The organism is Micromonospora arida (assembly GCF_003857035.1).
GTDB lineage: Bacteria > Actinomycetota > Actinomycetes > Mycobacteriales > Micromonosporaceae > Micromonospora > Micromonospora arida.
Genome location: NZ_QGSY01000275.1, coordinates 91,302 through 117,047 on the forward strand (window position 1 = coordinate 91,302; position 25,746 = coordinate 117,047).

General features: G+C 70.7%; 24 protein-coding genes. 9 read left to right on the forward strand and 15 right to left on the reverse strand.

The features are described 5' to 3' along the window. Window positions 1-10: 10 nt before the first annotated feature. Window positions 11-730, forward strand: coding sequence for a tetratricopeptide repeat protein (locus tag DLJ58_RS27830; protein ID WP_124860667.1), 720 nt, complete (start codon window positions 11-13; stop codon window positions 728-730). Here DLJ58_RS27830 and DLJ58_RS27835 read toward each other — a convergent pair. Genes DLJ58_RS27835 through DLJ58_RS27845 form a run of 3 tightly spaced genes read right to left on the reverse strand, consistent with a single transcriptional unit; the run spans window position 727 to window position 3,541 of the window. Next, a complete protein-coding gene (locus DLJ58_RS27835; protein WP_124860669.1) occupies window positions 727-1,443 on the reverse strand; it encodes an NADPH-dependent F420 reductase in 717 nt (238 codons plus the stop codon). The two genes, DLJ58_RS27830 and DLJ58_RS27835, sit on opposite strands and share 4 nt — an antisense overlap. 27 nt (window positions 1,444-1,470) lie before the next feature. Next, a complete protein-coding gene (locus tag DLJ58_RS27840; RefSeq protein WP_124860671.1) occupies window positions 1,471-2,499 on the reverse strand; it encodes an LLM class flavin-dependent oxidoreductase in 1,029 nt (342 codons plus the stop codon). Beyond that, window positions 2,492-3,541: an LLM class flavin-dependent oxidoreductase gene (locus tag DLJ58_RS27845; RefSeq protein WP_124860673.1), complete on the reverse strand. Its 1,050-nt coding sequence runs from the start codon at window positions 3,539-3,541 to the stop codon at window positions 2,492-2,494. The genes DLJ58_RS27840 and DLJ58_RS27845 overlap by 8 nt, the downstream gene beginning before the upstream one ends. Before the next feature lie 109 nt (window positions 3,542-3,650). On the opposite strand from DLJ58_RS27845, the gene DLJ58_RS27850 reads away from it, so the two are divergent. Further along, entirely contained in the window at window positions 3,651-4,142 is a 492-nt protein-coding gene (locus DLJ58_RS27850) for a MarR family winged helix-turn-helix transcriptional regulator (RefSeq protein WP_124860675.1), read from the forward strand. Between the two features lie 16 nt (window positions 4,143-4,158). Here the strand turns inward: DLJ58_RS27850 and DLJ58_RS27855 are convergent, their stop codons facing one another. After that, window positions 4,159-6,591 (reverse strand): DUF4132 domain-containing protein, encoded by a 2,433-nt coding sequence (locus tag DLJ58_RS27855; RefSeq protein WP_124860677.1) that lies wholly within the window; start codon window positions 6,589-6,591, stop codon window positions 4,159-4,161. Window position 6,592: 1 nt separating this feature from the next. Continuing rightward, a complete protein-coding gene (locus DLJ58_RS27860; RefSeq protein ID WP_091401103.1) occupies window positions 6,593-6,985 on the reverse strand; it encodes a hypothetical protein in 393 nt (130 codons plus the stop codon). A gap of 306 nt (window positions 6,986-7,291) precedes the next feature. Here DLJ58_RS27860 and DLJ58_RS27865 point away from each other — a divergent pair, with 306 nt between their 5' ends. Genes DLJ58_RS27865 through DLJ58_RS27875 form a run of 3 tightly spaced genes read left to right on the forward strand, consistent with a single transcriptional unit; the run spans window position 7,292 to window position 11,006 of the window. After that, on the forward strand, window positions 7,292-9,160 hold the full coding sequence (locus tag DLJ58_RS27865) for an ABC transporter ATP-binding protein (RefSeq protein WP_124860755.1): 1,869 nt from the start codon (window positions 7,292-7,294) through the stop codon (window positions 9,158-9,160). A 53-nt stretch (window positions 9,161-9,213) separates the two neighbouring features. Beyond that, entirely contained in the window at window positions 9,214-10,347 is a 1,134-nt protein-coding gene (locus tag DLJ58_RS27870; RefSeq protein ID WP_124860679.1) for a sensor histidine kinase, read from the forward strand. Next, window positions 10,344-11,006 (forward strand): response regulator, encoded by a 663-nt coding sequence (locus DLJ58_RS27875; protein ID WP_124860681.1) that lies wholly within the window; start codon window positions 10,344-10,346, stop codon window positions 11,004-11,006. Before DLJ58_RS27870 ends, DLJ58_RS27875 begins: the two co-directional genes overlap by 4 nt. A gap of 99 nt (window positions 11,007-11,105) precedes the next feature. On the opposite strand, the gene DLJ58_RS27880 is transcribed toward DLJ58_RS27875, so the two are convergent. The 3 genes from DLJ58_RS27880 to DLJ58_RS27890 all read right to left on the reverse strand — a co-directional run bounded on the left by DLJ58_RS27880 (window position 11,106) and on the right by DLJ58_RS27890 (window position 13,132). Continuing rightward, window positions 11,106-11,540 (reverse strand): DUF6223 family protein, encoded by a 435-nt coding sequence (locus tag DLJ58_RS27880; protein ID WP_124860683.1) that lies wholly within the window; start codon window positions 11,538-11,540, stop codon window positions 11,106-11,108. A 155-nt stretch (window positions 11,541-11,695) separates the two neighbouring features. Continuing rightward, window positions 11,696-12,184, reverse strand: coding sequence for a nitroreductase/quinone reductase family protein (locus DLJ58_RS27885; protein WP_124860685.1), 489 nt, complete (start codon window positions 12,182-12,184; stop codon window positions 11,696-11,698). Between the two features lie 183 nt (window positions 12,185-12,367). Then, window positions 12,368-13,132, reverse strand: a complete 765-nt coding sequence (locus DLJ58_RS27890; RefSeq protein WP_124860687.1) for a hypothetical protein — start codon at window positions 13,130-13,132, stop codon at window positions 12,368-12,370. A gap of 342 nt (window positions 13,133-13,474) precedes the next feature. Between DLJ58_RS27890 and argS the strand changes: the two genes are divergently transcribed. Then, complete coding sequence (gene argS / locus DLJ58_RS27895) at window positions 13,475-15,193, forward strand: arginine--tRNA ligase (protein WP_124860689.1); 1,719 nt, start codon at window positions 13,475-13,477, stop codon at window positions 15,191-15,193. A 21-nt stretch (window positions 15,194-15,214) separates the two neighbouring features. Here argS and DLJ58_RS27900 read toward each other — a convergent pair whose 3' ends face one another. From DLJ58_RS27900 to DLJ58_RS27910, 3 genes are all read right to left on the reverse strand, one after another. Next, window positions 15,215-15,556 carry an ArsR/SmtB family transcription factor gene (locus DLJ58_RS27900; RefSeq protein ID WP_112585316.1) on the reverse strand — a complete coding sequence of 114 codons (342 nt, stop codon included), beginning with the start codon at window positions 15,554-15,556 and terminating at the stop codon, window positions 15,215-15,217. 189 nt (window positions 15,557-15,745) lie between these two features. Next, complete coding sequence (locus DLJ58_RS27905; RefSeq protein ID WP_124860691.1) at window positions 15,746-16,939, reverse strand: endo-1,4-beta-xylanase; 1,194 nt, start codon at window positions 16,937-16,939, stop codon at window positions 15,746-15,748. A gap of 366 nt (window positions 16,940-17,305) precedes the next feature. After that, window positions 17,306-18,136, reverse strand: coding sequence for a PIG-L family deacetylase (locus DLJ58_RS27910; RefSeq protein ID WP_124860693.1), 831 nt, complete (start codon window positions 18,134-18,136; stop codon window positions 17,306-17,308). Between the two features lie 177 nt (window positions 18,137-18,313). On the opposite strand from DLJ58_RS27910, the gene DLJ58_RS27915 reads away from it, so the two are divergent. Beyond that, window positions 18,314-19,219: an alpha/beta fold hydrolase gene (locus tag DLJ58_RS27915; protein ID WP_124860695.1), complete on the forward strand. Its 906-nt coding sequence runs from the start codon at window positions 18,314-18,316 to the stop codon at window positions 19,217-19,219. Window positions 19,220-19,235: 16 nt separating this feature from the next. On the opposite strand, the gene prfH is transcribed toward DLJ58_RS27915, so the two are convergent. Together prfH and DLJ58_RS27925 are read right to left on the reverse strand one after the other, a co-directional pair. After that, window positions 19,236-19,853, reverse strand: coding sequence for a peptide chain release factor H (prfH, locus tag DLJ58_RS27920; protein WP_124860697.1), 618 nt, complete (start codon window positions 19,851-19,853; stop codon window positions 19,236-19,238). Next, window positions 19,850-21,037: an RNA ligase RtcB family protein gene (locus tag DLJ58_RS27925; RefSeq protein WP_124860699.1), complete on the reverse strand. Its 1,188-nt coding sequence runs from the start codon at window positions 21,035-21,037 to the stop codon at window positions 19,850-19,852. Before DLJ58_RS27925 ends, prfH begins: the two co-directional genes overlap by 4 nt. Before the next feature lie 172 nt (window positions 21,038-21,209). On the opposite strand from DLJ58_RS27925, the gene DLJ58_RS27930 reads away from it, so the two are divergent. Next, the gene (locus DLJ58_RS27930) at window positions 21,210-21,740 is read left to right on the forward strand and encodes an AAA family ATPase (RefSeq protein ID WP_124860701.1); all 531 of its coding nucleotides are present in this window, start codon (window positions 21,210-21,212) and stop codon (window positions 21,738-21,740) included. Window positions 21,741-21,761: 21 nt separating this feature from the next. Here DLJ58_RS27930 and DLJ58_RS27935 read toward each other — a convergent pair whose 3' ends face one another. Next, window positions 21,762-22,400, reverse strand: a complete 639-nt coding sequence (locus DLJ58_RS27935; RefSeq protein WP_244219156.1) for a class I SAM-dependent methyltransferase — start codon at window positions 22,398-22,400, stop codon at window positions 21,762-21,764. A 119-nt stretch (window positions 22,401-22,519) separates the two neighbouring features. Here DLJ58_RS27935 and DLJ58_RS27940 point away from each other — a divergent pair, with 119 nt between their 5' ends. Further along, complete coding sequence (locus tag DLJ58_RS27940) at window positions 22,520-23,275, forward strand: SDR family oxidoreductase (protein WP_124860703.1); 756 nt, start codon at window positions 22,520-22,522, stop codon at window positions 23,273-23,275. Between the two features lie 9 nt (window positions 23,276-23,284). Here DLJ58_RS27940 and DLJ58_RS27945 read toward each other — a convergent pair whose 3' ends face one another. After that, window positions 23,285-25,516, reverse strand: a complete 2,232-nt coding sequence (locus DLJ58_RS27945) for a hypothetical protein (RefSeq protein WP_124860705.1) — start codon at window positions 25,514-25,516, stop codon at window positions 23,285-23,287. Window positions 25,517-25,746: the final 230 nt, after the last annotated feature.

Genomic DNA, 25,746 nt, shown 5'->3' on the forward strand with positions numbered 1-25,746 from the left:
AGGAAGACCTGTGACCTTCAGCGAGAACGTCCGCTCGGCTTTCCGGCGTGGCGAGACCGACGCCGTGGTGCGGATGAGCGAGGCCGAGATCGAGCGCGCCCAGGCGGCCGGTGACCTGGTGGGCGAGGTGGAGGCCCGGTACAGCCTCGCCCGGGTCGCCATTCGCGGCGGTGACCTGCCGGGGGGCGAGGCACGGGCCCGGGAGGCCCTCGCGGTGGCGCTGCGCTCCGGCGACCGGGCCCTGGAGGAACGACCGAGGCACGTGCTGGCCGGCGTGGCGAGGATGTCCGGTGACCTGCTCCGCGCTCGGGACCTGTACCGGGAGAGCATCGCGCTCAACGAGGCGCTCGGCCAACCCAAGACGGTCAACTCCGAATTCCACAACCTCGCGTTCTGCGAGTTGGGGCTGGGCAACCTGGACGTGGCCCGAACGCTGTTCGCCGAGAACCGCGAGCGGGTGTTCCGCAACCGCTGGGCCGACTTCGTGCCGTACGTCTGCGTCGCGGGTGCCGCGCTCGCGACCGCCGACGGGGACCACTCCCGCGCGGCCCGGATGATCGGCGTCGCCGATGCCGCGTTCGCGGCACTCGGCCAGGTGCCGGACCCGGACGACGCGGCGGACCTGGCCAGGATGCGCGCCGCCGCGACCGAGGCGCTGGGCCCGACCGGCTTCGACGAGCAGTACGCCGTGGGCCAGCGCCTCGAACCGCGGGCGGCGTTCGACGCTTAGGCAGCCTCGGGCGAGGTCGAGGCTCGGGCAGCGGTGATGATCCGTCCCCGCTCCGACTCTCCGAAGCGGTCGAGCATGGCGCGTACCTCGTCGGCGCTCACGTTGGCGCCGAACAACTCGCTGCCCGGCTCGAGTCGTACCCCCTCGGCCAACGGGCCGGCGACGACCGGATCGAAGCCGAGCGCGTCCACCAGGGCCGCGACCTCGGTGAGGTCGGCGTTGTCGTCGCCGGCGATCGCGATGGCCTTGCGGCCGGTCGCCCCCGCCGGCCGGGCCTCGTCCTCCAGGTCGTGATAGCCCATGTGGTTGAAGGCCTTCACGACGCGTGAGCCGGACAGGAACGCCTGGACGGTCTCGCTCGACGAGGTACGCGGGTTGGTGAGGTCGTCGCGGATGCCGTCGATCTCCCACCAGTAGTTCATGGCATCGACGACGAGCTTGCCGCGCAACGCGTCGGCGGGAACGCTGCGGTACTTGCCCAGGGGTAGGGCGAGGATGACGACGTCGGCGTCGGCCGCCGCGTCGACCGCCGTCGTGGCCTCGGCCCCCGGGGCGAGGACCTCGACGGTGAGGGCGATCTTCGCCGGGTCGCCGGAGCCGGCCACCCGTACCCGGTAGCCGGCGGCGACGGCGAGCCGGGCGAGCACCGTGCCCACCTTGCCGGCCCCGAGGATGCCGAGGGTCGCAGGCCGGCTCCGGTCGTTGTCGTTCATGTCGTCCTCTCGCTTGGAAAGTGCTGATCAGGCCAGCAGTTCGCGGACCATGGGGATCACCTTCGAGCCGTAGAGTTCCACGGCGCGCATCCGGGCGCTGGCCGGCTGCGCTCCGGCCGAGTAGATGAGGTCGAACCGGCCGACGCCGAGGCTGCGGATCGCACGGGCCATCCGGCGGGCCACCGTCTCCGGTGAACCGATGTAGAGGGAGCCGTTCTCCACCTCGGAGTCGAACTCCGGACGGCGGATCGGGGGCCAACCCCGCAGTTTGCCGATCCGGTCTCGCATGATCCGGTAGTGCGGCCAGTAGATCTCCTTGGCCTGCTCGTCGGTGTCGGCGATGAAGCCCGGCGAGTGCATGCCGACCGGGTGCGCGGTGGTACCGAGCTGATCGGCCGCCCGGCGGTACAGGTCGATGTAGGGCGCGAAGCGCTCGGGGGCGCCGCCGATGATGGCGAGCATGAGTGGCAGCCCGTACTGAGCGGTGCGGACGACCGACTGCGGCGAGCCACCCACACCGACCCAGGTGTCCAGGTGGCCCGATTCGGTCTTCGGGAACACGTCGGCGTTCTCCAGTGGGGCACGTAGGGTGCCGCTCCAGGTGACCGGCTTCTCGTCCAGCAACTTGACGAACAGTTCGATCTTCTCCTCGAACAGCGTGTCGTAGTCGCGCAGGTCGTAGCCGAAGAGCGGGAACGACTCGGTGAACGAGCCGCGACCGAGGATGACCTCGGCTCGGCCGTTCGAGAGCGCGTCCACTGTGGCGAAGCGCTGGAACACCCGTACCGGGTCGTCCGAACTCAGCACGGTCACGCCGGAGGCCAACCGGATCCGCGAGGTGCGGGTGGCGATTCCGGCCAGCACCGTCTCCGGCGTGGAGACCGAGTACTCCGGCCGGTGGTGCTCGCCCAGGGCGATGACGTCGACCCCGAGTTGGTCGGCGAGCACGGCCTCGTCGACGACCTGCCGGATCGCCGCCGCGTGGGAGACGAGCTTGCCGGCGTCGTCCTGCGGTACGTCGCCGAAGGTGTCCAGGCCGAACAGCAGATCAGACATGGTTGGGCTCCTTAGCCAGCAGCTCCCGGACCCGCGGCGCGACCTCACTGCCCAGCAGTTGGATGGTGCGCGCGCGTGCCTCGCGGGGCAGGTGCATGATGTCGTACTTCAGGTCGAAGCGGCTCAGTCGCAGGTCGCGAGCGACCTTGGCGATCTTCTGCGCCACCGTCTCGGGCGATCCGACGAAGAGCGCCCCGTGGTCGATTTCGGCCTCGTAGCGCGCGCGGTCTGGTTTGTAGAAGCCGCGTTCGGCGGCCAAGGCCGCCACGACCGGCTGCCAGTATCGCCACCACGTCTCCACCGCCTCCTCGTCGGTGTCTGCGACAAGGCCGAGTGAGTGCTGCCCGATTGGCTGCAGGGTATGCCCGAATTGTTCGAGCGCCCTGGTGTAGAGGTCGACGTGGCCGGCGAAGCGCTGGGGGCGCCCGCCGATGATCGCGAGCATGAGCGGAAGTCCGTGCCGGGCGGCGCGGATGACCGAATTTGGGCTTCCCCCGACACCGATCCAGGTCGGGATGCCGCCCGGCTGCATCCGTGGGTGCAGCCGCTGCGCTGTCAGTGGGGTTCGTACCGACCCGGACCAGGTGACCGGTTCGTCCTGCTGAAGCCGCAGAAAGAGGTCCAGCTTCTCCTCGAACAACCGCTCGTAGTCGGCCAGGTCGTAACCGAACAGCGGAAACGACTCGGTAGCGGATGCGCGGCCGAGGACAATCTGGGCGCGACCGTCGGAGACGGCGTCGAGGGTGGAGAACTCGTGGTAGAGCCGTACCGGGTCGTTGGTGCTGAGCACGGTGACCGAGGTGCCGAGGCGAATTCGCTCGGTCGCCGTCGCGGCCGCGGCCAGCAGTACGGGTGTGGCCGAGTCGTTGTGGCCCTCGCGGTAGTGCTCACCGACGCTGAACACATCGAGTCCGGCCGACTCCGCGAGCCGTGCCTCGTCCACGAGTAGCCGTACGGTCTCGGCGTCGCTCAGAACCCGGTCGCCGTCGGTGGCCACCTCCCCGAACGAGTTGAGCCCCAGCTCGAAGTCTGCAGCTGCCATCGTCTCCTCCTCCGTGCAATCCGCCGCCGGCCCACGGGAGCGGACCTACCGGTTGACGTGTCAATGATGCTAACTTGACGATTGACACGTCAATTCCCGGGAGAGTGAGATGACGGAGGCCACACCCGGCCGGCGGGGCGGACGACAGCTCCCGACCGCCGACGAGCTGCGAATCTGGCGGGACTTCATCGAGGCGACGGCAGCGCTCGGCTCCCGGCTCGAATCCCGACTACAGGGCGACTCCTCGCTCTCGACCGGGGACTACTCCGTGCTCCTCGCCCTCAGCGAGGCGGAGGGCCAGGCGATGCGGTCGTCCGAACTCGCCTCGCACATCGGGTGGGAGCGGAGCCGACTCTCCCACCACCTCGGGCGGATGGAGCGGCGCGGCCTGATCCGCCGCCAGGAGTGCGCCACGGTTCCCCGCGGGTCGGAGGTGCTGCTCACGGCGGCCGGCGCCGAGGCGTTCAGCGGAGCCACCTTTCCCCACCTGCGCGCCATCCGGGAGCTCTTCGTCGACGCCCTCACCCCGGATCAGATCGTCGCGGCGGGCGAGATCGCCACGGCGCTGCGAGCGCGGCTCGACGTCCTGGCGAAGGATTGATCACTGGGCTTCCCGGTCATCTGGCGAGCTGCCCGAGCACAGTGGTGTCGGTGATCGTGTCGTCGGCGGCCAACATGAACGCCTTGGACAGGATCGTCGACAACATGGGGTCGTCGTCGAAGGGCAGGTGCAGCCGGCCTGTGCGGTCGCGCGCCGCGACGATGCAGAGATAGGCGTCGTCGGGCTCCATCATGATGTTGCCGGACCCGAGGTGGATCCGGTAACTGCGGATGGTGCCGCGGACGTGCAGGTACCGTTCGGAAAGGCGCACCCGATCGGCGATGTTCGTGCGGGGCAGCAGCCGAGCCAGTGCGTCCTTGCGCACCTGCGCCGACGGGGTCAGCTCCGCGACGGCAGTGCTGTGCCAGTAGGCGTGGAAGCGATCCTCGCCGCGATCGGCCCACTGCGGGTCACTGGCGATCGAGGTGACGCCGACGAACAGGTCCACGTCCCGCATGGCCTCGCTGAACACCAGCGGTGGCACGTCGACGACCGGCGTCGGTTGCCAGGTCGCGCCGTCGCGTTGGGCGAAGCGGACCTGGTCGGTGGAGCAGAACTCGACGTCGTGGCGGCGTTCATCCGTGTTGGCGACCAGTTGGTGGTGGAACGATGCCCGCCACATACCACCGCCGAAGGGCTTTGTGGCTTCGCTCTCGTAGCCGCCGTCCCAGGTGCCGAGGTATCCGGCCTGCCAGCCACGGGCGCGGACGAGCGCGTTCGCCTGCCGGTAGCGCAGGATGTGCGCGGCGAACCGGTTGGAATAGGTGTGCGTCCGTTCCTCGGCGGGCGTGAGCAGGTAGACCTCTCGGAAGGCCTGCTTGAACGGCTGCGTCAGACCGGTGGCGAGGACGTGCTCCCGCCAGGCGAGGACCTCGTCCGTCGTCGCGCGGACGGGATGCCAGAGCCTGACCTGATCCCCCGGGGCGGCCCGACCCTCCAGGTCGGCGATCGTCCAACCGTCGCTGTCGCGTCGGGGCAGGCCCGCCGTCCACCGGTGGCCGTCGCTGCTGGTCTCCCACACCAACCGCCGCCCGTAGGTCGCGGTGATCGGGTGTTCGAGGTATCGGGCCGACCAGTCCGAGTACGACCAGATGCGCTCCTCGGACAGCAGCCCCTCCACCCGCTGGCGCTCGCCGGACAGCGTCGCGCCGACACTCTTGGCGAGGTCACGCAGTCGCTGGAGTTCGCCACCGTACGCCTGCTTCACCGCAGCCGGAACGCCCTTGAGCGCGACGGCGTCACGCGAGAAGGTCAGGCGCGCCTTTTCGCCGATCACCTCGACCGCCGCCTCGTACGGCCCGACCCCTGTGCACAGTCGACCGTCGGGGGCGAGCCCGTGGTCGTCGACGGCGAGCTCCATCACCTCGTTGAGCGACCACCCGCGCAGCGCCCCGAGGGTGGCCAGTGCGGTCTGGACGCGGCTCTGCACCGCCTTGTTCCGGACCGTGACCGCCAGCCTCGCCAGCGTGCGTAACGGCGCCTCGCCGTCGCGTCCCGCGAGCAGCTGAATGGCCGCCACCGCCGTCTTCTGGGCATGGGGGAAGCCCGGCGACTGTCGTGGCGCCGCCGCCGCGGCGGCGGTCACCCGCGCCAACAGGTCCGTCGCCCGCTCGTCCGGCTGGCGCGACAGCGCCCAGACCAGGCCGCGTAGGAGGCGGTCGGTGTCGTCGTGCAGGGGGACACCGTAGGCGGCGAATGCTTCCAGGATCGATTGCACGGCCGCGGTGCCGCCCGGCGCGGTGGCGAGGAGGTCGTCGACGCGGCGCTGCCACTTCGCTGGCGCTGTCGGCTTCTCCAACGAGGCGCAGTGCGCCAGCAACTCCGGCACGCCCGGCGCGGCGAGGACGACACCCAACTTGGCGCGGGCGAGCGGCCCGAACCCGTCTCCGTCGTGGAGCAGCCAGGACGGCACACTCCGGCCGGTGGCACGATCGAGGCCCGCACCGATCAGGAGGACAGCGCGTCGTCGAGGCTCCACTGCGACGAAATGGTCACCGACCAGTTCGCTGACGAGGGCGTCGAGGGCAGGCACCAGGTCGGCCAACTCGGCCGGCGCCAGGCGCGCGGCGACCACGGCCGGTAACTCCAGGTGCGCCCCGTTGTCGTAGCACTCGCCGCGTGCGCAGACCTCCAGGCACCAGACGAGATCCTCCCGCGTCCAGGGCAGCTCGCCGTCGGCGAGGCTCCGCACCACATCGTTGAGCGCGGTGGGAGTCGAACTGGTCGCCGACTCCAGGTGCATGGCCAGGGCGGCGCTACGGCGTAGCTCGACGGGCCACGTCTCGACCGCGCTCCACTCCGGCACGTTGGTCACCGAGTACCGCCAGTGGTAAGTGCTGGCGGCGTGCAGGACGGCCCTGATTCGAGCGTCCGCCTCGGCGAGACTGAACTCCACCCGACGTCGGTCCGCCTCGGTCAGGACGGGGAGAAGCGCTGCCCAGTCAGCCATGTCAGCCACCCACCAGCGGGACGAGCCGTACGAACGCCACGTCCGGGTCGGCCAGCAGATCGATCTCCTCGTCGAGGTCCTCGATCTGGCGGTGCCCGACCAGCAGCAGGAAGCCGTTGCGGGCGAAGGCCTTACAGGCGGCATCCGCCTGCTGCTCCCAGTCGAGCCGCCGGCCCGAGGTGACCCGGTAGCCGTTCAGGGTGGCCTCCGTGTCGGTTGGCTGAACCAATCCCCGGAAGTGCTCGGACTGCTGGGCGTTGAACCGGGCAACCTCCTCGCGGACGCGTAGCCGGACCAGCTCCCGAGCGGAGATGCGCTCCGGCAGCCCGGTCAACGGCCAGTGGTCGATGGCCTTCCCTGTCGCTGTCTCGTCCCGAACGATCGCCGTGGCCATGCCGCCATGCTCCTTGCTCTGAGGTGAGCGCGATCATGGCACGGGCGTCCGACGCGATGCAGTGGCGCCGCATCCGGCCACCACGTCAGTCATGACAATTAGTGACCGGCCAATTGCTAAGGGCTATACCCGGGTGGTCCAATCCTCCAGGAACCCGCCAATCCGCCTGCGCTGGCTGAGACGGCGACGGCAGCCGCCCCGGGAGGTACGACCATGATCGAGACCGCCACCGCAGAGGCTCGCCGCGTTCGACCGGGCCAACCCGGCCCGGGGCGTACCGAGTCGGTGCTGCCGGAACTGCGGGAGATGTGGTGGGAGACGGGGGTCCGGGCGCGCGCGGAGGCCGGCGTCTTCGCCGTCTTCGCGGAGCTGCCCAGGCTCGTCTGGACAGCCATCGGTATCAGTTGGCGCGCGGACCGGCTCCGTACCGGTGTGGTGGCCGCGGCCACGGTCGGCGCGGGGGTGATGGCCGCCTTCGGCCTGTTGGCCACGCAGCGGGTGTTGGTGGAACTGTTCGCCGGCGGACCGACCGCGGACAAGGTTCGGGCGGCGCTGCCCGCGTTGGCCGTGCTGGCGGCGACGGTCGCGCTCCGCGCCGGGATGGGCATCGCCACCGGGTACGCGCAGAACGGGTTGACGCCCCGGGTGAGCCGTGAGGTGGAGCGGGGCCTGTTCGAGGTGTCCACAGCGGTCCGGTTGGAGGCGTTCGACGCCGACGCGTTCGCCGATGACATGGAACGCGCCTCGCGCGGCACCGAGTCGACGATCGGGCTGGTGCAGGCGTCGATGAACCTGCTCGCCGGGCTGGCCGGGCTGCTCGCCGTGGCGGCCGCCGTCGTCATCATCCACCCGCTGCTGCTGCTGGCGCTGCTGGTCGCCACGGTGCCCAATGCGTGGGCGTCGTTGCGGGCCGGGCATCTGCGCTACCAGACGTACACCGCCGGATCGGTGCGTCGACGTCGACTGTGGCTGTTGCACAAGTTGATGGCCGAACGTGCCTCGGCCCCGGAGTTGCGCTCCTACGGGCTGCGCCGGTTCCTGCTCGACCAGTACGACCGGGTGATGCAGGTGGAGACCGACATCCAGCTTGCCCTCGCCCGGCGGGTCACCACGACCACCACGGTCGGAGCCGTCGTCGGTGGCCTCGCGACCGGCACCGTCTACGCCCTGCTCGGGTTGCTGCTCCTCGACGGGCAGATCCCGCTCGCCGCCGCGGCGACCTGCGTCATCGCGGTGCAGTCCGCGCAGCGGTCCCTGGCCATCGCCACCTTTCAGGTCGACCACGTCTACACCGAGGGGCAGCACTTCGGCGACTACACCGGGTTCATGACCCGCGCCGACGCCTACCTGCCGACCAGCACCGGGTCCGTTGCCGCGGCCGATCCTGAGCGGCTGCGGGAGTTGACCGTCAACGAGGTGAGCCTGCGCTACCCCGATCGGGACGACCCCGCCGTCGACGGCGTGACGTTGACGATCACCGCCGGGCAGACTGTCGCGTTCGTCGGGGAGAACGGCTCGGGAAAGACGACCCTCGCCGCGATGATCGCCGGCCTTCGCGTCCCCAGCGAGGGCAGTATCGAGTGGAACGGCCGCCCGTTGTCGGACTGGAACGTCGACGGGCTGCGCGCCCGGATCGCGGTGGTGACGCAGGAATACCACAAGTGGCCGTTCACCGCGGCCACGAACATCGCCATCGGCGACGTCGACAGCGAGGCCCGGCAGGATCGCATCGAGGCCGCCGCCGGCCGCGCCGTCGCCCACGACATGATCAATGAACTTCCGCACGGGTACGAGACGCTGCTCGACCGGACCTTCGCGCGAGGCCAGGACCTCTCCGGTGGGCAGTGGCAGCGCATCACCGCGGCTCGCGGGTTCCTGCGCGACGCCGAGCTGCTGATCATGGATGAGCCGTCCTCCGCGCTCGACCCCCGCGCCGAGGACGCCCTGTTCCAGACCATCCGGGACCGGAGAGGTCGTGCCACCACGATCCTCATCACGCACCGGCTCGCCAACGTCCGGCACGCCGACCGGATCTTCGTCCTGCACCACGGCCGGCTCGTCGAGGCCGGCACACACGCCGACCTCGTCGCCACCGGCGGCCGGTACGCCGAACTGTTCGCCCTCCAGGCCGCCGGCTACGACGCGAACCTGGCCGAGGGCCACCGGCACACCTGAACCGTCCAGTCGGACCTTCTCCCGCTGGATCGCGGGAGGCTAGGCTTCGGCCCATGTCAGGGTGGCGGGGCCGGACGGCGGACGTGGCCCTGGTGCCCGCCGTGGGTCTGGTCGCCGTCACGGGCCTGGTGGTGCAGTCGCGCGGCATCGACGCCGCCGCCGAATGGGCGGCGCTGCTGGCGGTGCTGCTCTCCACCGGCGCGCTGTACGTCCGCCGCCGCCACCCGGTGCTGGTGGGCGTCGTGGCGCTGGCTGCCATCGGCGCGTACGGAGCGTTGCTGCACCGGCCCGGCCCGATCATGTTGGTGTTCGTTGTGGCGCTCTACACCGTCGTCGACGAGGGATATCTCGCGGTCGCCATCGGGCTCGGTCTCGCCTCGGTGATCGCCTTCGCCGTGGCGGACAGCTACAACCGGTCCCCGAACTCCATGAACGGGGCGACCCTGCTGCACGCCGGTTGGCTCGTCGCGGTCATCGTCGGCGTGACCCGCAACCGCCGCGCCTACCTCGCCGAGGCGCAGGCCCGAGCGGTCGTCGCCGAGCAGCGGATGGAGGAGGAGGCCCGGCGACGGGCCACCGAGGAGCGGCTGCGCATTGCCCGGGAGTTGCACGACGTGCTCGGCCACCACCTGTCGTTGATCAACGTGCAGGCCAGCGCCGCGTTGCACCGACCCGACCCGGTCCGGTCCGAGCAGGCCCTCACCGCGATCAAACAGACCAGCAAGGAGACGTTGAGTGAGCTGCGCGCGACGCTGGGCGCACTGCGCCAGGCCCCGGCGGTCGCGCCCGCACCTGGCCTGAACCGCCTCGGTGATCTGATCAGGACAGCCGCCCGGCCGGAGTTGGAAATCCGCACCGAGTTGGCCGAGACGCGGTCGCTACCGCCGGAGGTCGATCTGGCGGTGTATCGGATCGTCCAGGAAGCGCTCACCAACGTGGCGCGTCACGCGCGTGCCACCACCGCGGTGGTCCGGGTCCGGCCCGATCACGACGACGTGCTCGTGGAGGTCGAGGACGACGGCACCGGCCAGCCGGGTTCGCCGGGCAGCGGGATCCGCGGAATGCGGGAGCGGGCACGGGCACTCGGCGGTTCGTTGACCACTGGCGCGCAGCCGGACGGGGGCTTCCGGGTCTGCGCCCGTCTGCCGATGCGACCTGACCCGGCACCGGTGGGGGAGCAGGCGTGATCCGGCTGCTTCTCGTCGACGACCAGACCCTCGTACGCGCCGGCTTCCGGTCCATCCTCGACGGTGAGGACGGTCTCGAGGTGGTCGGCGAGGCTGCCGATGGATTCGAAGCGGTGCGGCTGGCCCGGCAACTGCGACCCGACGTCGTCCTCATGGACATCCGGATGCCCGGGCTCGACGGCCTGGCCGCCACTGGTGAGATCGTCGCGAACTCCGATGCTCGCGTCATCATTCTGACCACGTTCGACCTGGACGATTACGTCTACGACGCGCTGCGGGCCGGTGCCAGCGGCTTCCTGGTCAAGGACACCGAGCCAGCGGAGTTGATCCACGGAGTGCGGGTGGTGGCCCGGGGTGACGCGCTGATCGCGCCGTCGATCACCCGGCGGTTGATCGCCGAGTTCGCGGCCCGGGCCAGGCATCCCGACCCCGGGCCGCGACTGAGCGTGCTCACCGAGCGGGAGCGTGAAGTGCTGACGCTGGTCGCCGCCGGCCTCTCCAACGACGAGATCGCGGCGCGGTTGGTGCTGAGCCCGGCGACCGCCAAGACACATGTCAGCCGGATCATGACCAAGGCCCATGCCCGGGACCGAGCCCAGTTGGTGATCCTCGCCTACGAGTCCGGTCTGACCGTGCCGGGTTGGCTCGCTCGCTCCTGAGCACCACCATCGGCTGGTCGGCCGAAACGACCACCGACGGGGCAGCCTCCGGATGGAACGAGATCAGCCCGGCCGATCCCACGCCGGGACCGGTCAGGGTCAGCCCGCCAGGCGGCCGGTGCGGCGAGCGCGAAGCAGGGCCAGCCCGCCGAGCACCACGCCGGCCAGTCCGACCACCAGCGCCACATAGGCCCCGCCTCGCCCGTTGCCCGTGCCGATGCCACTGTCGGAGGTGGCCACCACCAGCCCGCCGAGCGCCACGCCGATCACCCCCGTCGCCAGGGCCAGGACGGCTCCGCGGCTTCCCGAGCCGGTACCGAGCCGACTCGCGGGACGGGCCAGGGCCAGTCCTCCGATGATGGTGCCGACCAGCCCCAGCAGGACGGCCGCACTGGCGCCGAGGCGCCCGGAACTCATGGAGAGAGCAGCGGCGGCGGTCGGCTGGGCCAGGAGGTGCGCGGCTGTCGGTGCGGCCAGTTCGGTTCCTCCGAGCGGCGCGACGACGGCGGCGGCGAGCAGGTGACTGATGGACATCGTGGATCCCCTCGGTCGCGTGACGGTACGGGTGGCAGCCTAGGAAGCGAACCACTGGTGAGTCGTCATGCCGGAGTTGCCGATGGACCTACCACCCGGGGTGTACGCCCTCGGGACGTCGTACCGCCGCAGTTGACTCCCGGCCTGGCAGCGCATCACGACGTTGGGGAGTCGCCCTCCGATCTGGGCTCCAGCACCACCACTGTCGTTTCGGACGATCGCCGCGCAGCATGGGCGTCGAAGTTCTTGTCGGCCTCGCGCCAGCGTGGCCACAGTCGTGTCCGCTCGTCGTCGGTGGCGACGCGGCCACGCACCAGCCGCCGTCCGTCGACCAGATCGGCTGACGCGTCCGGGTGCGCCCGAAGGTTGAGCCACCAGGCAGGGGCGCCCTCACCCCAGCCGTTCATCGCCACGCCGACCAGGTTCGGGCCGTCCTCGAAGTACGCGAGAATGACGCTGCGCTGCTGGCCGGTGCGGCGTCCGGTCGTGGTCAGTCGCAGCGTGCCCCACCGGTGCTCGCGCGGTCGCCACAGCCCGACCCGGCTGCCGGTGACCCGGTACAGGCCCCGGTGCACCGACCAGGCCAGTCGGATGAACCACCGCGGCGGGAGCCACGGCGCCTTCGTTTCCTGACCGTCCGACATGACGACCTCCTCCACCGACCAACGCTGATGGCCCGGGTGGCTGCGTCACGCGGTCGCGGTCGCCACAGTGGACCGAGATCCTCAAGTCTTCCGGCGCGACCGCGACTCGCGTCCGCGTGTCCATGATCCGACTGAGGATCGAACCGATCGGTGGAAGCCCCGCTTCGGTGGCGGGCGGGCGGATTACCGCTGCCAGGCGTCGATGGTGCGTACGCCGTCGCGGACAACTCGGTCCAGGATGGCGGGGTTGCCGCTGGTGCCCTCCCACCCCTGGTCGTCGAGGACCGTCACCGCGCTGTCGACGCGGGCCACCGCGATCTGGCTGGACGCCGTGTCGCCGGTGCGTTCGCCGTTCAGGCTCGTCTCGGGCCAGGTCCGGGTCAGCAGCAACGCCTCGTCGCCGACCCCGGGCAGTGCCTGACTCTTGACGGTGACGCGGATTCCGGCCTGGTCGTACGAGGGGCACGCCTGCACGGCGGTGCGGAGACGGCCCAGGTAACCCGAGGCGCCGTCGCCGTCGAAGGTGAAGATGGTCTGGTGGATCATCCCCTGCGGCACGTTGCTGGAGGGCTCGCCGGCCTTCTGGTAGGTGACGGTCATCGCGGCGCTCGCGGTGACCTGCCGGCCGCCGGTGCCGAACTCGTTGCCGCACAGCTTCGGCAGGGCCTCCTCGACGGGCGTCGTCCGTCGCGGAGACTTCCGCAGCTCGGCGGGCAACTCGACGAAGGCCGAGGTCGGGATGGTCACCGGGGTGCTCGCGCTCGGCGATGGAGGCTCTGTCGGGGGCGCTGATGCCGACGTGGTGGCCGGTGCGGTGGTCGCCGGGGCCGAGCCGGGCGGATCCTCGGTGGTGGTGCAGGCAGCGGCGAGCGTGACGGCGCCGAGCAGTGGGAGCAGCGCGAGCGCGCGTCGCGTACGGGTCACCGGCAGTGGTGTGTATCGGCTCATCGTCACCCCTCGTCTGTCCCTTGGCAGTTCCCTGCCCGGTGTCCAACGAAACGACCACGCCCCGAGCATCGACCGGACCACTGGAATTGAGATGTCGTCGCTCGGCCGGGCCGCTAGGCTACCCCGCATGACCAGCGTGATCGCTCAGTGCACCGGACTGTCGTGTGACGTCCAGGTCGGTGCGCGGCGACGCCGGCGATCCGTCGCCCGCCCACGCTGACCTGTTTTCTCTGCGACCGGCGGATCGAGCCGCCGGTCGTTCGCTGGTCGTCCTCGGTCCGCCCGTATCTCCCCGTCAACGGCTCGCGTGACAGCGCGGGTCCGAGCGAGATCGGCGTACTCATGGATCTTGAAAAGTTGTTGTCGGACCGGCTGGCACCGGCGTTCGCGGCAGTGGCCGGCGGCCCGGTCGACCCGCTCGTGCGGCGGTCTCCGCGTGCGGACTTCCAGTCCGACGCGGCGCTGGCCCTGGCCCGGCGGCTCGGCCGGCCGCCGCGCGACATCGCCGCGGCGGTGCTGGCGCTCGCGGTGCTCGACGACGTCGGCGTGTCGGCGGAGGTCTCCGGGCCGGGTTTCCTCAACCTGACGGTTGCCGACCGGGCCCTGGCCGACCTGGTCGCCGGGCTGGCCGGTGACGCCCGGCTCGGCGTGCCGCCGACGGCGACGCCGCAGACCGTGGTGGTCGACTACTCGGCGCCCAACGTGGCGAAGGAGATGCACGTCGGCCATCTCCGTTCCACAGTCATCGGTGATGCGGCGGTGCGGCTGCTGGACTGGCTCGGGCACCGGGTGGTGCGGGTCAACCACCTGGGCGACTGGGGGACGCCGTTCGGCATGCTGATCGAGCACCTGATCGACCTCGGTGAGACCGAAGCCGCGCAGAACCTGTCGATGGGGGACCTGGACACCTTCTACCGGGCGGCCCGGGTGAAGTTCGACGTCGACGAGGAGTTCCAGGAACGGTCGCGGCTGCGGGTGGTCGCGTTGCAGGGCGGTGACGAACGGACCCGCCGGTTGTGGCGGCTGCTGGTGACGCAGTCCGAGCGGTACTTCCTGACCGTGTACGACCTGCTCGACGTGACGTTGTCCGGGGCCGACTTTCGGGGCGAGAGCGCCTACAACGACCTGCTCGCGGGCGTCGTCGACGACCTGGAGCGGCTGGGGCTGCTGCTGCCCAGCGGTGGGGCCGAGTGCGTCTTTCCGCCCGGGTTCACCGGCCGGGACGGCGAGCCGTTGCCGCTGATCGTGCGCAAGAGTGACGGTGGGTACGGCTATCCGGCCACCGACCTGGCCGCACTGCGGCAGCGCGTCGGCGAGCTGGGCGCGACCCGGCTGCTGTACGTCGTCGGCCTACCGCAGCGGCAGCACTTCGCGATGGTGTTCGCCGTCGCTGAGGCGGCCGGCTGGCTCTGCCCACCGGCCCGGGCTGAGCACCTGGGCTTCGGGTCCATCCTCGGCACCGACGGGCGGATGCTGCGCAGCCGGGCCGGTGAGTCGGTGAAGCTGGTCGGGCTGTTGGAGGAGGCGGTCGCCCGTGCCACCGACCTGGCCCGGAGCAGGAACCCGGAGCTGGCCGCCGAGACCGCTGACGAGATCGGCCGCGCGGTGGGCATCGGTGCCATCAAGTACGCCGACCTGTCCGTCGACCGGACCAAGGACTACGTCCTGGACTGGGAGCGGATGTTGGCGTTGGACGGCAACACCGCTCCCTACCTCCAGTACGCGTACGCCCGGATCCGGTCCGTGCTGCGGCGGGCCGGGACCGCCGTGCGGCCGGACGCGCCCATCGTGGTGGCGCAGCCGGCGGAGCGCGCGCTCGCGGTCGAGCTGCTCGGCTTCGCCGCTGTGGTCGGCGAGCTGGAGCGGAGTCTCGAGTTTCACCAGCTCGCCGGTTACCTGCACCGACTCGCGACCGCGTTCAACGCGTTCTACGAACGCTGCCCGGTGTTGCGTGCCCCGGATGAGCTGCGGGAGAGCCGGCTGCTGCTGGCCGAGCTGACCGCCCGGACCCTGCGGCAGGGGCTGCACCTGCTCGGCATCCGCACGGTGGAGCGGATGTGACGAGCCGGCCTTCCGGGCCGGTCAGCGGGCCCTCTTCGTCGCCCGCTTCCGGGGCGGCGTCAACAGGTCGGCGATCTGCGCGATCGCGGCGGGCACCAGGCGGTAGTACGCCCAGACCCCGCGCTTGTCGCGTTCGAGTAGGCCGGCCTCGGTGAGGATCCGAAGGTGATGACTCACCGTCGGCTGGGAGAGATTGAGCGCCGCAGTGAGGTCACTCACGGACGCCTCACCTTCCGGCGCGGACTGGATCAGGCTGAGCAACCGGAGTCGCGCCGGATCGGCGAAGGCCTTCAGCACCCCCGCTAGCCGTTCGGCATCGGCCCGCTTGATGGGATCGCCGGTGAGCGGCGAGATCGCAGGCATGGCAGTTTTCGCAGTTCCCACGCCTGCCATAGTGACACCAACACCATCAATAAACCGGCAGATCCGGCACCAGCCCTCCGATGGCGTCCGGATGGCGCGATGGAACCACCGAACGTGAGTCGAACGTCGACGTCCGTGGTGGCACACGGGCCGTGTGGAGCTTCGGGAAGCTCCACACGGCCCTCGGCGTCAACGGCGGGGCTTGGGTGCGATGCGGGGCAGGACGTACGGCGGCCCTGCGAAGATCAGGTCGGACTTCAATTCCTGGTACGCCCGCTTGGGCTGGTAGTTCTCGTCGTAGATGGTGGCCAGGCCCTCCGGCGGGTCGTCGAACCAGCCCGGCACCCACGAATGGTTGTCACTGAAACCCCAGACCGTGTACGACAGGCAGCTCCGCACCGCGAGGCACGCCTTCATCAGCACGCTGAAGTTTGCGGCCGACGCCTGTAGCCGGGGGTTGATCTCCTCCGAGTTGCCGGCCTGGACGCCCTCCGTCAGCTGGCTGCGGACGTCGACCTCGGTGAACGCGGTCGCGACGCCGAGCCCGCTGAACTTCTTCAGCGCGGCGGTCACCTGGAGGGTGTCGAAGTTGCCGTACTGGGTGCCCAGGTGGCCCTGGGCGCCGACACCGTCGATCGGGACGCCCTGGGCGCGCAGGCTCTTGGTCATGTCGTACACGAACTGGGTCTTGTCGTCCGCCGGGTTGCCCGAGCCGAACGCCTCGATGTTGTAGTCGTTGTAGAACAGCAGGGCCTTGGGGTCGGCGGCCCGCGCCCAGCGGAACGCGTCGGCGATGTAGCCGGGCCCGAGGTTCTGCGCCCAGAAGCCCTTGTAGTGCAGGGTCGACGGGGTGTCCCACGGGTCGCTGACCGCCTCGTTGACCACGTCCCACTGCCAGATCTTGCCCTTGTAGCGGTTCACGACGGTGGTGATGTGCTTGCGCAGCAGCTCGCGCAACTCCTGCTTGCTGATGGAGCCGTCGGCGACGCCGCTGGTCAACCAGGCGGGCAACTGGTTGTGCCAGACCAGCACGTGACCGCGCACGCTCTGCCGGTTGCGCTTGGCGAAGTCGACGAACTCGTCGGCCGGACCCCAGTTGTAGGTGCCGCGGGTGGGCTCCAGGCTCTCCCACTTCATCACGTTCTCGGCGGTGACCGAGGCGAATTCGGAGGAGGCCAGCTTGCGGTACTGCGGGTCGCTGGCGTCGTTGAGGGCGTCCATGCTGACCGCGGTGCCGACGTGCAGGCCATGGCGCAGGCCGAGGGTGCCGAGGCTCTGCGTCGTGGGGTCGTACGGTCGACTCGCGGTCGCCGGCACCGTGTTCAGCGTGGCGATGGTCGCGACGGCGACCAGGCCGACGGTCGACCACTGTCTTAACTTCATGTGCCTGCCCTTCCAGACGATCAATAGATAGATGTCGATCTAGGAGGTGAGGGTTCGGTGTTGACGGGCGGGAAGCTGATTGGGTCGGGTGGCGCCGGTAGTTCCGGCCGGAAACCGGAAACTTGCTCGAAACGTTAAGCCGATCGATGTCTGGGCGTCAACGCTGAAAACTTCCGGAAATTCATCACATGACCTGCCCAGCGCTGAGTGGCCAGCGGTCGAAACTTTCGGCGACCGGCGACCGGCGACCGGCGACCGGCGACCGGCGACCGGCGGCCGGTTCGCTTGGTGAGGTCATCGCGGCGCACGCCGCAGGCATCGTCGGTCCGGTGGCCGACGATGCCTGGTGGCGCTACGGAAGAGTGATCAGCGCAGACCGGCGAAGAGGTCGTCCTCGGGGGTCGGCGCGCCCGTCCGGTCCCGGACCCCCACGAAGGTCTCCACGCCCATCAGCTCGGTGAACCGTTCCTGGCCCAGTTGCAGGAAGAAGATGTTCTCGGTCTGACTGGCGTGCGTGGCCAGTGCGTCGAACTTCTGCGCGCCGTACTTGCTCGTGTCGACCCAGGTGGTGATCTCGTCGTCGGGCAGGCCGAGCTGCGGCCCCGGCTCCGTCGCCGCGTCCGGCTCGGCCCACTCGACGCCGAGCTCCTTCATGATCCGGCCGAACTCCGCGAACGCCGTAACCGGCACCGTGGTCCAGTAGACCTTCGCCGGGACGTCCGTCTGCTCGACGGCGGCCATGGTGATCCGATGGGCCTGGATGTGGTCCGGGTGGCCGTAGAAACCGTTCTCGTCGTACGTGACGATCACGTCCGGCTGGTACTGCCGAATCAGCTCGGCGAGCCGGGCCGCCGCCTCGGACACCGGTGTCGTCCAGAACGCGCCGGGCAGGTCGTTGGTGGGCCAGCCCATCATCCCGGAGTCGGCGTACCCGAGCGTCTCCAGGTGGGTGACCTTCAGCGTGGCGCAGCTGGCCTCCAACTCGGCCTGGCGCATCGCCACCACGGCCGCCGGGTCGTGCCCCTCCTCGCCCGGCTTGACCCCACCCGGGCCGTCCCCACATCGCCCGTCGGTGCAGGTAACCAGCACGGTGGTGACCCCCTCGGCGGCATAGCGGGCAAGGACGCCGCCGGTGCTCGTCGCCTCGTCGTCGGGGTGGGCGTGTACCGCCATCAGGGTCAGAGGTCGCTCAGCCATGCCATCACCCTACGGTCATCCGGCTACGGCCCCACGACCTCCATCGCGGACGGGCATCGTACCCAGCTCTGCCTCCGTCCAGCGGTCCTTTCGTGAACGGCGCGCAGGCTCCGGGCGGCTCGCTAGATTCGGGCCTGATCGGCACATCCGAGCAGGTCCGGAAGCGGGGAGAAGTCGATGGCAAGGGCCACTGGCGGGTTCACTGACCTGCGACAGGTCGACGCCGGAGTCCTGAACGTCGGATACGTGGACGCCGGGCCGCCCGACGGGGACGCGGTGATCCTCCTGCACGGGTGGCCCTACGACATCCACAGCTTCGCCGACGTCATGCCGCTGCTCACGGCCGCCGGTCAGCGGGTCGTCGTCCCGTACCTGCGGGGCTACGGCACGACCCGGTTCCTCTCCGACGACACCGTGCGAAACGGTGAACCGGCGGCCATGGGGCTCGACCTCATCGCCCTGATGGACGCCCTGAACATCGGCACCGCGAAGCTCGCCGGGTTCGACTGGGGCGCACGGACCGCCGATGTCGTCGCCGCGCTGTGGCCCGAACGCTGCCGGGGTCTGGTCTCGGTGAGCGGTTACCTGATCGACGGGCAGAAGTCGGGCACGGTCCCGTTGCCGCCGAAGGCGGAGTTCGCGTGGTGGTACCAGTACTACTTCGCCACCGAGCGCGGTCGGGAAGGGTACGACAAGAACCGGCGCGACTTCGCCAAGCTGATCTGGCGCACCGCGTCCCCCCAATGGGCGTTCGACGACGCGGCGTTCGACCGCAGCGCGGCGGCGTTCGACAACCCCGACCACGTCGACATCGTCATCCACAACTACCGCTGGCGGCTGGCCCTCGCCGACGGCGAGCCGCAGTACGAGGAGATCGAGGAGCGGCTGGCCGCGAAGCCGAAGATCACGGTGCCCAGCATCTCGCTGGAGGGCGATGCCAACGGTGCGCCGCACCTGGATCCCACCGTCTACGGCAAGCAGTTCGCCGGCCCGTACGAGCACCGGACCGTCGGGGGCGGTGTCGGGCACAACCTGCCGCAGGAGGCGCCGCAGGCATTCGCGGACGCGGTGCTGGAGGTCTGAGTCGCTAGCCTCCCGGTCACCGGGGCGTCGGACGTTCCACCCGCACCGGATCGCCGCGAACCAGCCCGTCGTGGATGCGCCACCGGGCGGTGGTGACGGCACGCCGCGCCGCCTCGTCACCCTGCTCGATGCGTTGGCGCAGCAGGTCCAGGGCGATCCGGCGGTTGAGGCTGAACTGCCGTTCCTCGTCCACCACGACCACCAGGCCGGATGGGCGGTGCGTTGCGCGTACCGCCGTGCTGGCCTTGTTCCGGTGCTGACCACCCGGCCCGCCGGTGCGGCAGGCGACAATGTCGACGTCCGCCTCGCGAAACGTCGTCGGCGGGGCGTCGCGTTCGGGCGGCTGGGCGGTGACGTACCAGTTCTTCCGGCCGGTGCCCGACCGGTACGGGCTCGGGGCCTGCCAGCACAGCGTCCCGGTCCACGAGGCGGCGAACGCCTCGGCGTCGACGCCGGAGATCCGGATCAGGACCGACCGGTAGGTGCCGGCGCGGTCACCGGGCACCGCCTCGACCTGCTGGATCGTCAGACCTCGGCGGACGCACTCGCCCCGCAGACGGTGCAGCAGTTGACTCAGTGCCCAGGCGCACTCCTGCGGCCCACGCCCGGCCGACAACAGCAGGGACGTGGTCACGAGCGGCCTCGCCGGCCGCGGTGGCCCCGCCGCTCCGAGCGTGCGGCGGACCCGAGGTCGGGCGTCTTGTAGGTGACCAGGGGCGTCGTGCTGACCACCGGTGTGGCCAGCCGGTGCTCGACCAGATCGGCGATCACCTGCTCGATGCGCTTGTACGCCGTGGGCGCCTCCTCGAAGAGCAACTGCCGGTCACCGCACACCACCAGCGAACCCACCGGGGTGCGGCGTAGCTCCTCGACAGTGTGCTTGGCCCGGCCCCGCCGCAGGGCGTCGGCGCGCGACATCTTGCGGCCGGCACCGTGTGCCACCGAATGGTTGGCCTCCGGCCCGGCGTGCGCGGCCACCAGGTAGGACGACGTTCCCCGGGTACCGGCGATGAGGACATCCCGCCCGTCACCCGGCGCCGCGCCCTTGCGGTGCAGGTAGATCCCGTCCCGGACCTCGACCAGGTTGTGGCACTGGTCGACGATCGGCGCGGTGGGCGCGGCTCCCAACGCGTGTGCCACCCGGGCGGCCAGCACCCGGCGGTTGAGCGAACCCCAACGCACGGCGTCGTCGTGCATACCCAGGTAGGCGGCGGGGTCGGGCGCCGCCCCGGCGCCGTGGACCTCGGTGTGCGCCCGCAGGATCCGCTCGCCCAGACCACGGGAACCGCTGTGCACGATCAGCACGAGATCGCCCGCGTCGAGTCCGAGTCGGCCTGCGTGCCGTACGTCGAAGACGGTGTCGACGCGGGCCAGTTCCACGAAGTGGTTGCCGCGGCCCACCGTCCCGAGGCCGTCCAGGTGACCGGCCGGAACGTCACCGTCGACGGCGGCCCAGGCGGGGTCGTCGGCGTCGCGCACCGGGTCGAGCGCCTGGTCGAGGTCGGGGAACCGGGCGGCGAGCCGTTCCGGTACGGCCCGCTTGAGCTTGATCGGAAACACGGCGATGCCGCAGCCGATGTCGGAGCCCACCAGGAACGGGTACAGCACTGTCGACGCCATGGCCGCGCCGATGGGCGCACCCTTGCCGGGATGCAGGTCCGGCATCGCGGCGACGTGCCGCATGCCGTCCAGGGCGGCGACCTGTTGGCACTGTGCGAGCGCATCGGACTCGATCCAACTCGCGGGAGAGGCGAACACCGTGACGGTGGCCGGGGCGGACGGGGGCAGGGGCTCCCGAGGGAGGTGGTGCTGGGACAAGGAGGCTCATCTCTGGCTGCGAACGTGAAAGCGGACGGCGTCACGGCCCCCGGGAGGCATCACCGGTGGCGCGGAGCAGGGGGTGGAGTCCGTCAGTACGTCATGGATGTCACTCTGGCCGAGCCGCGCCAGGCACGACAACTGATTTTCCTTCACGACGTACGCTGCCGCGATGAGCGCACCGCGTCGCATCCTGGTCTACGGGGTGTACGGCTCCGGCAAGTCCACCCTCGCGGCGCGGTTGGCCGAACACCTCGGACTGCAGTGGTATCCGGTGGACGACCTGCTCTGGCAACCGGGCTGGGTCGAGGTGCCGGTCGCCCAGCAGCGCAGCCGGATCGAGGAGATCTGCCGACGGGACCGCTGGATCATCGACGGGGCGTACCACGGCTGGCGGGACGTCCCGATGGCCCGCGCCGACCTGGTCGTCGGCCTGGACTATCCACGATGGCTGTCGTTCGGGCGGTTGCTCCGCCGCACCGTCCGCCGGGTGGTGACCGGCGAGGTGATCTGCAACGGCAACCGTGAGTCGCTGAGCAGTGTGCTGTCCCCGGACTCGATCCTGGTGTGGCACGTCACCGCGTTCGGCCGGGCCCGACGGCGGATGCGGGCCTGGCAGGCCGACCCGTCCGCGCCGCCCGTGGTGTTACTTCGCTCCCCAACGGAGCTGGACGTCTGGCTGGCCGGGCTGCCCCGCCGGTGAGCGCTGCGATCGACGGCGCGGTCAGGCCGGCCTGACCGCGCGGCCGAGGACGCAGGGGGAGGAGGGGCTGTTGCTGGTGGCCGGGAAACGGAACCTGCGCAGTTCCTGCACCTCGAAGCCGGCCGCGCCGATGGCGGCGACGGTGTCGCGGTTGGTGTGGCAGCCGGCGAACAGCTTCGGCCACAGTGTGGCGTCGAGGAGTCGTTGGGCGCGGTGCAGACCGCTGGCCTCCTCGGCGGCCACGTGCTCGAAGAACCGCACCTGGCCTCCGGGGCGCAGCACCCGGCTGATCTCGGCCAACGCGCTCGCCTGGTCGGGCACGGTGCACAACACCAACGCGACCACGGCCGCGTCGAACTCGCCGTCTGCGGCGGGCAGCGCCTGGGCCAGACCGTCGACGACCGTGACCGGAACCGGCGCGGTTGACGCGGCGCGCTCGGCAGCGGCACGCAGACGCCGCTCCGGTTCGACAGCGAGGACCTGGGTCACCCCCGGCGGGTAGTGGGCGAACATTCGCCCGTTGCCCGCACCGATCTCGATCACCCGGCCGGACAGGCCGGCGACCAGCTCCCGCCGGAAGGCCGCCGTGCCAGCGCGGTCCATGGCGACGCTGAGCCGCTCGTAGACCCGAGCGAACACCGGGTGGGACACCGTGGCCACGTCGACCTCCTGATCTCCGTCGAACTGTTCTCCGGCGATTGTCCTGCATCCGCGCACGCTTTCCGTCTTACTGGTTGGCAGCACGACCCAACCCAGTGCAGACAGGACGTGGTTCGACCATGAAGATCGTCGTCATCGGGGGCAGCGGCCTCATCGGTTCCAAGCTCGTGGACCGCCTCGGCGCCCAGGGCCACGAGGCGGTGCCGGCATCGCCGAAGACCGGCGTGAACACCCTCACCGGGGAGGGTGTGGCCGACGCGCTCACCGGCGCCGAGGTCGTCGTCGACGTGTCGAACTCGCCGTCGTTCGAGGACGCCGCCGTACTGGAGTTCTTCGAGACCTCGACCCGGACGCTCCTCGCCGCCGCGTCGGACGCCGGGGTGAACCACTACGTGGCGCTCTCCATCGTGGGGTGCGACCGGATCCCGGACAGCGGGTACATGCGCGCGAAGGTAGCCCAGGAGAAGCTCATCGTCGCGTCCGGACTCCCGTACTCGGTGGTGCACGCCACCCAATTCTTCGAGTTCCTCAAGGGCATCGTCGACACCGCCACGGACGGCGACACCGTGCACCTCGCGCCGGTGCTCATTCAGCCGATGGCCGCGGACGACGTCGCGGCCGCGGTCGCCGAGGTGGCGCTCGGCGCGCCGACGAACTCCGTGGTCGAGGTCGCCGGGCCGGAGCAGTTCCGCCTCGACGAACTGGGCCGATCCCTCCTCGCCGACCAACAGGACCGTCGTTCGGTGGTGGCCGACCCCGACGCCCGGTACTTCGGCGCCAAGCTGGGCGAACGCTCGCTCGTCCCGGCCGACGGTGCTCGCCTCGCCGGCACCGCCCTGGACGACTGGCGTGCCCGGGCGGGCCGGGGACACTGAGCCGGCCCGTCACCTGGGCGTCCGGGGCGGGCCGGCCCGCCCACCAAGTCGCTGCACCAACTCCCGTACCGCCTCGGTGAACGGCTCGTCGGACTCGCTCGGCCAGTGCCCTTGGATGGGTGGGGCGACGCTGTCCCCGGGGGGTGCCACCACGTCACAGGGGTCACGCTGTCGACGATCCACGGCGGCGGCCGGGTCACCGGTGCTGGCCGGCGTGGGCGACGTGCGGGGGGAGAAGACCCAGCCGCCGATGGGGTCGGTGTCGCGCCACAGGTTCACCCACCGCCAACCCACCCGCCGGCCGATCTCGTGCAGTGCCGCGTCGTCGACGTACGCGGGGAAGAGTCGTGCGTAGAGGCGGCGCAGCGGGGATCCGTGGGTGAGCAGGGCGACCCGGTCGCCGACCTGTGGTGGCAGTTGGAGCACCGTGGCGGCGAGCAGAACCGAGCCGTGGCTGTGCCCGGTGAGCAGCACCGCGTCGCCGCGCTCGACGAGGTAGGTGATCCGGCGGGCCAGTTCCGGCACCGCTCGCTCCGAGTAGCAGGGCGGTGAGAACGGGTGGGCGGCCCGCGGCCAGAAGGTGCCGAGGTCCCAGAGGACGCCGATGTGTCGGCGGTACGGCTCGGTCCGGTACGCGAAGATGCCGCCGATGATCAGCCCGAGAATGATCGCCGCGATCACCCAACTACCGAACGCGATGCCGAACGTGACAGCGTCCGCCGGCAATCCCACGTTCCGCTCGATCACGTCGCTCGGGAACTGCCCCAGCAGGCCGATGGTGGTGGTGGCAGTGGCGAGCCCGGCGAGACAGCCGTACAGCACGGCCAGCGGCACCAGCTTCTCGGTGAAGCGAGCCCGAGCTATCGCGTCCCGGATCTGCCGCAGTCGGGGCCCTGCCTCGGCCGGTGGGTTCGGAAAGTCCCGCGCGACGATCGTCGCACCGGCTCGACGACGACCCCGGCGGGAGAGCAGGACGACGAGCCCAGCGATGATCACCGTGACCAGCAACGCCCGGAGAAAGCCGTAGATCGCCCAGGTGTAGGCCCGGGGCGGGCCGGAGGCGATGCCCTCTCCGGTCGGCACGTCGCGGTCCAGGAAGTCCGCCACCCGGTAGACCAGTTCGGCGGAGTACGCCACCGCCATGCTGATCCCGGTGGCGGCGACCACGAGAGGGCCCAGCCCGAACATCGGAGTGGCTCCCCGCTCCCAGCGGCGGTGCCGGAGCAGCACCACGCCCAGGGCGGCCAACAGCGTCGTCTGAGTCACGAACAGACCGGCCAGGGTCGGGTCGTAGCCGGGGAGCCCGCGCTCCTGCGGCCACGGCTCCGAGTTGATCAGCACGTGTGCCACCACGACAACGGTCAGGACGATGGCAGCGGTCCGGAGGGTGCGGGTGACCCGGTCGAGCCGCTGGTCGCCGGGGGTCCGGTCCATCAACGGGGGTGTGCAGAGCAGCCCCACGCAGCCCGTCAGGAGCACCCCCGTGACCGCCGTCAGCGCGATAGTGGCCGGCGAGGCGTCACCGGCGCCTCGGGCCAGCAGCAGGACGAGGTCCAGCGTCGCGAAGGCCGCGGCGACGTGGACGGCGCGCAGCCGACCTACGAGCGGTTCGGCGTCCCACTGGCCGACGGTGCCGAGCCGAGACGGGGAGCTGCCCTGATCCGGTGCCCGAAACGCCTCGAAGGACCGCCCCGGACGGCAGCTGACCCGCCAGACCAGGCCGATCGCGGCGGCCGGGACCAGCGCGAGCACCGCCAGCCGCAGTCCGACCGGCCGTCCACCCAACCAGGACAACCAACTGCGTCCGGCCAGGCAGTCCGGCGAGGCCAGGCACCTCCAACCGACGAGGTCCAGGGCGACGCCGGCGATGGCGAGTACGTACAACACGGTGAGGGTGAGCGCCAGCAGGCGGCACAGGGACTTGACCGTCGCCTCGGAACTCGGGTTCGCCGGGCGCATCCAGATCGCGACGTTGACCAGCATGAAGGGGAGCAGGAAAACCACCGCCAGGGTGCGGGCCACGGTCCCGGAGGGCAGGTCACCCCAGCGGTACGCCTCAAGCGTCACCCCGTGCGCGCCGGTGCTGTCCGAATACCGGGGGCGCGGCCGGTAGAACCCGCCACTGCGGTCGCCGGCGACCTGCCCGGTCTGTTGCAGGTCCAGCACCTGTGCGGCGCTCGCGCCGGAGACTCCGTGTACCCGTAGCTCCACGACGTCGCCGGAGTCGTCCGGCCCGCTCAACCGCGCTGATCCATCCGACGTTCCCCCGAGCGTCTCGCAGCCCTTGTCCCGCGACCCGGCCCGACGTCACGTCCCGGGCCGCCGACCGCGGTGGCGGCAGAGCCGGGTCTACCCGATCCGGACGCCCCCAATCTCCGCCGGCCGGGGTGCTACCGCCCAGGCCGGGCGTGACCGCCGGTCACCGGCCGGGCCATGCCGGCGAGGATTGATCCGGTCGTGGCGGGGTAGGT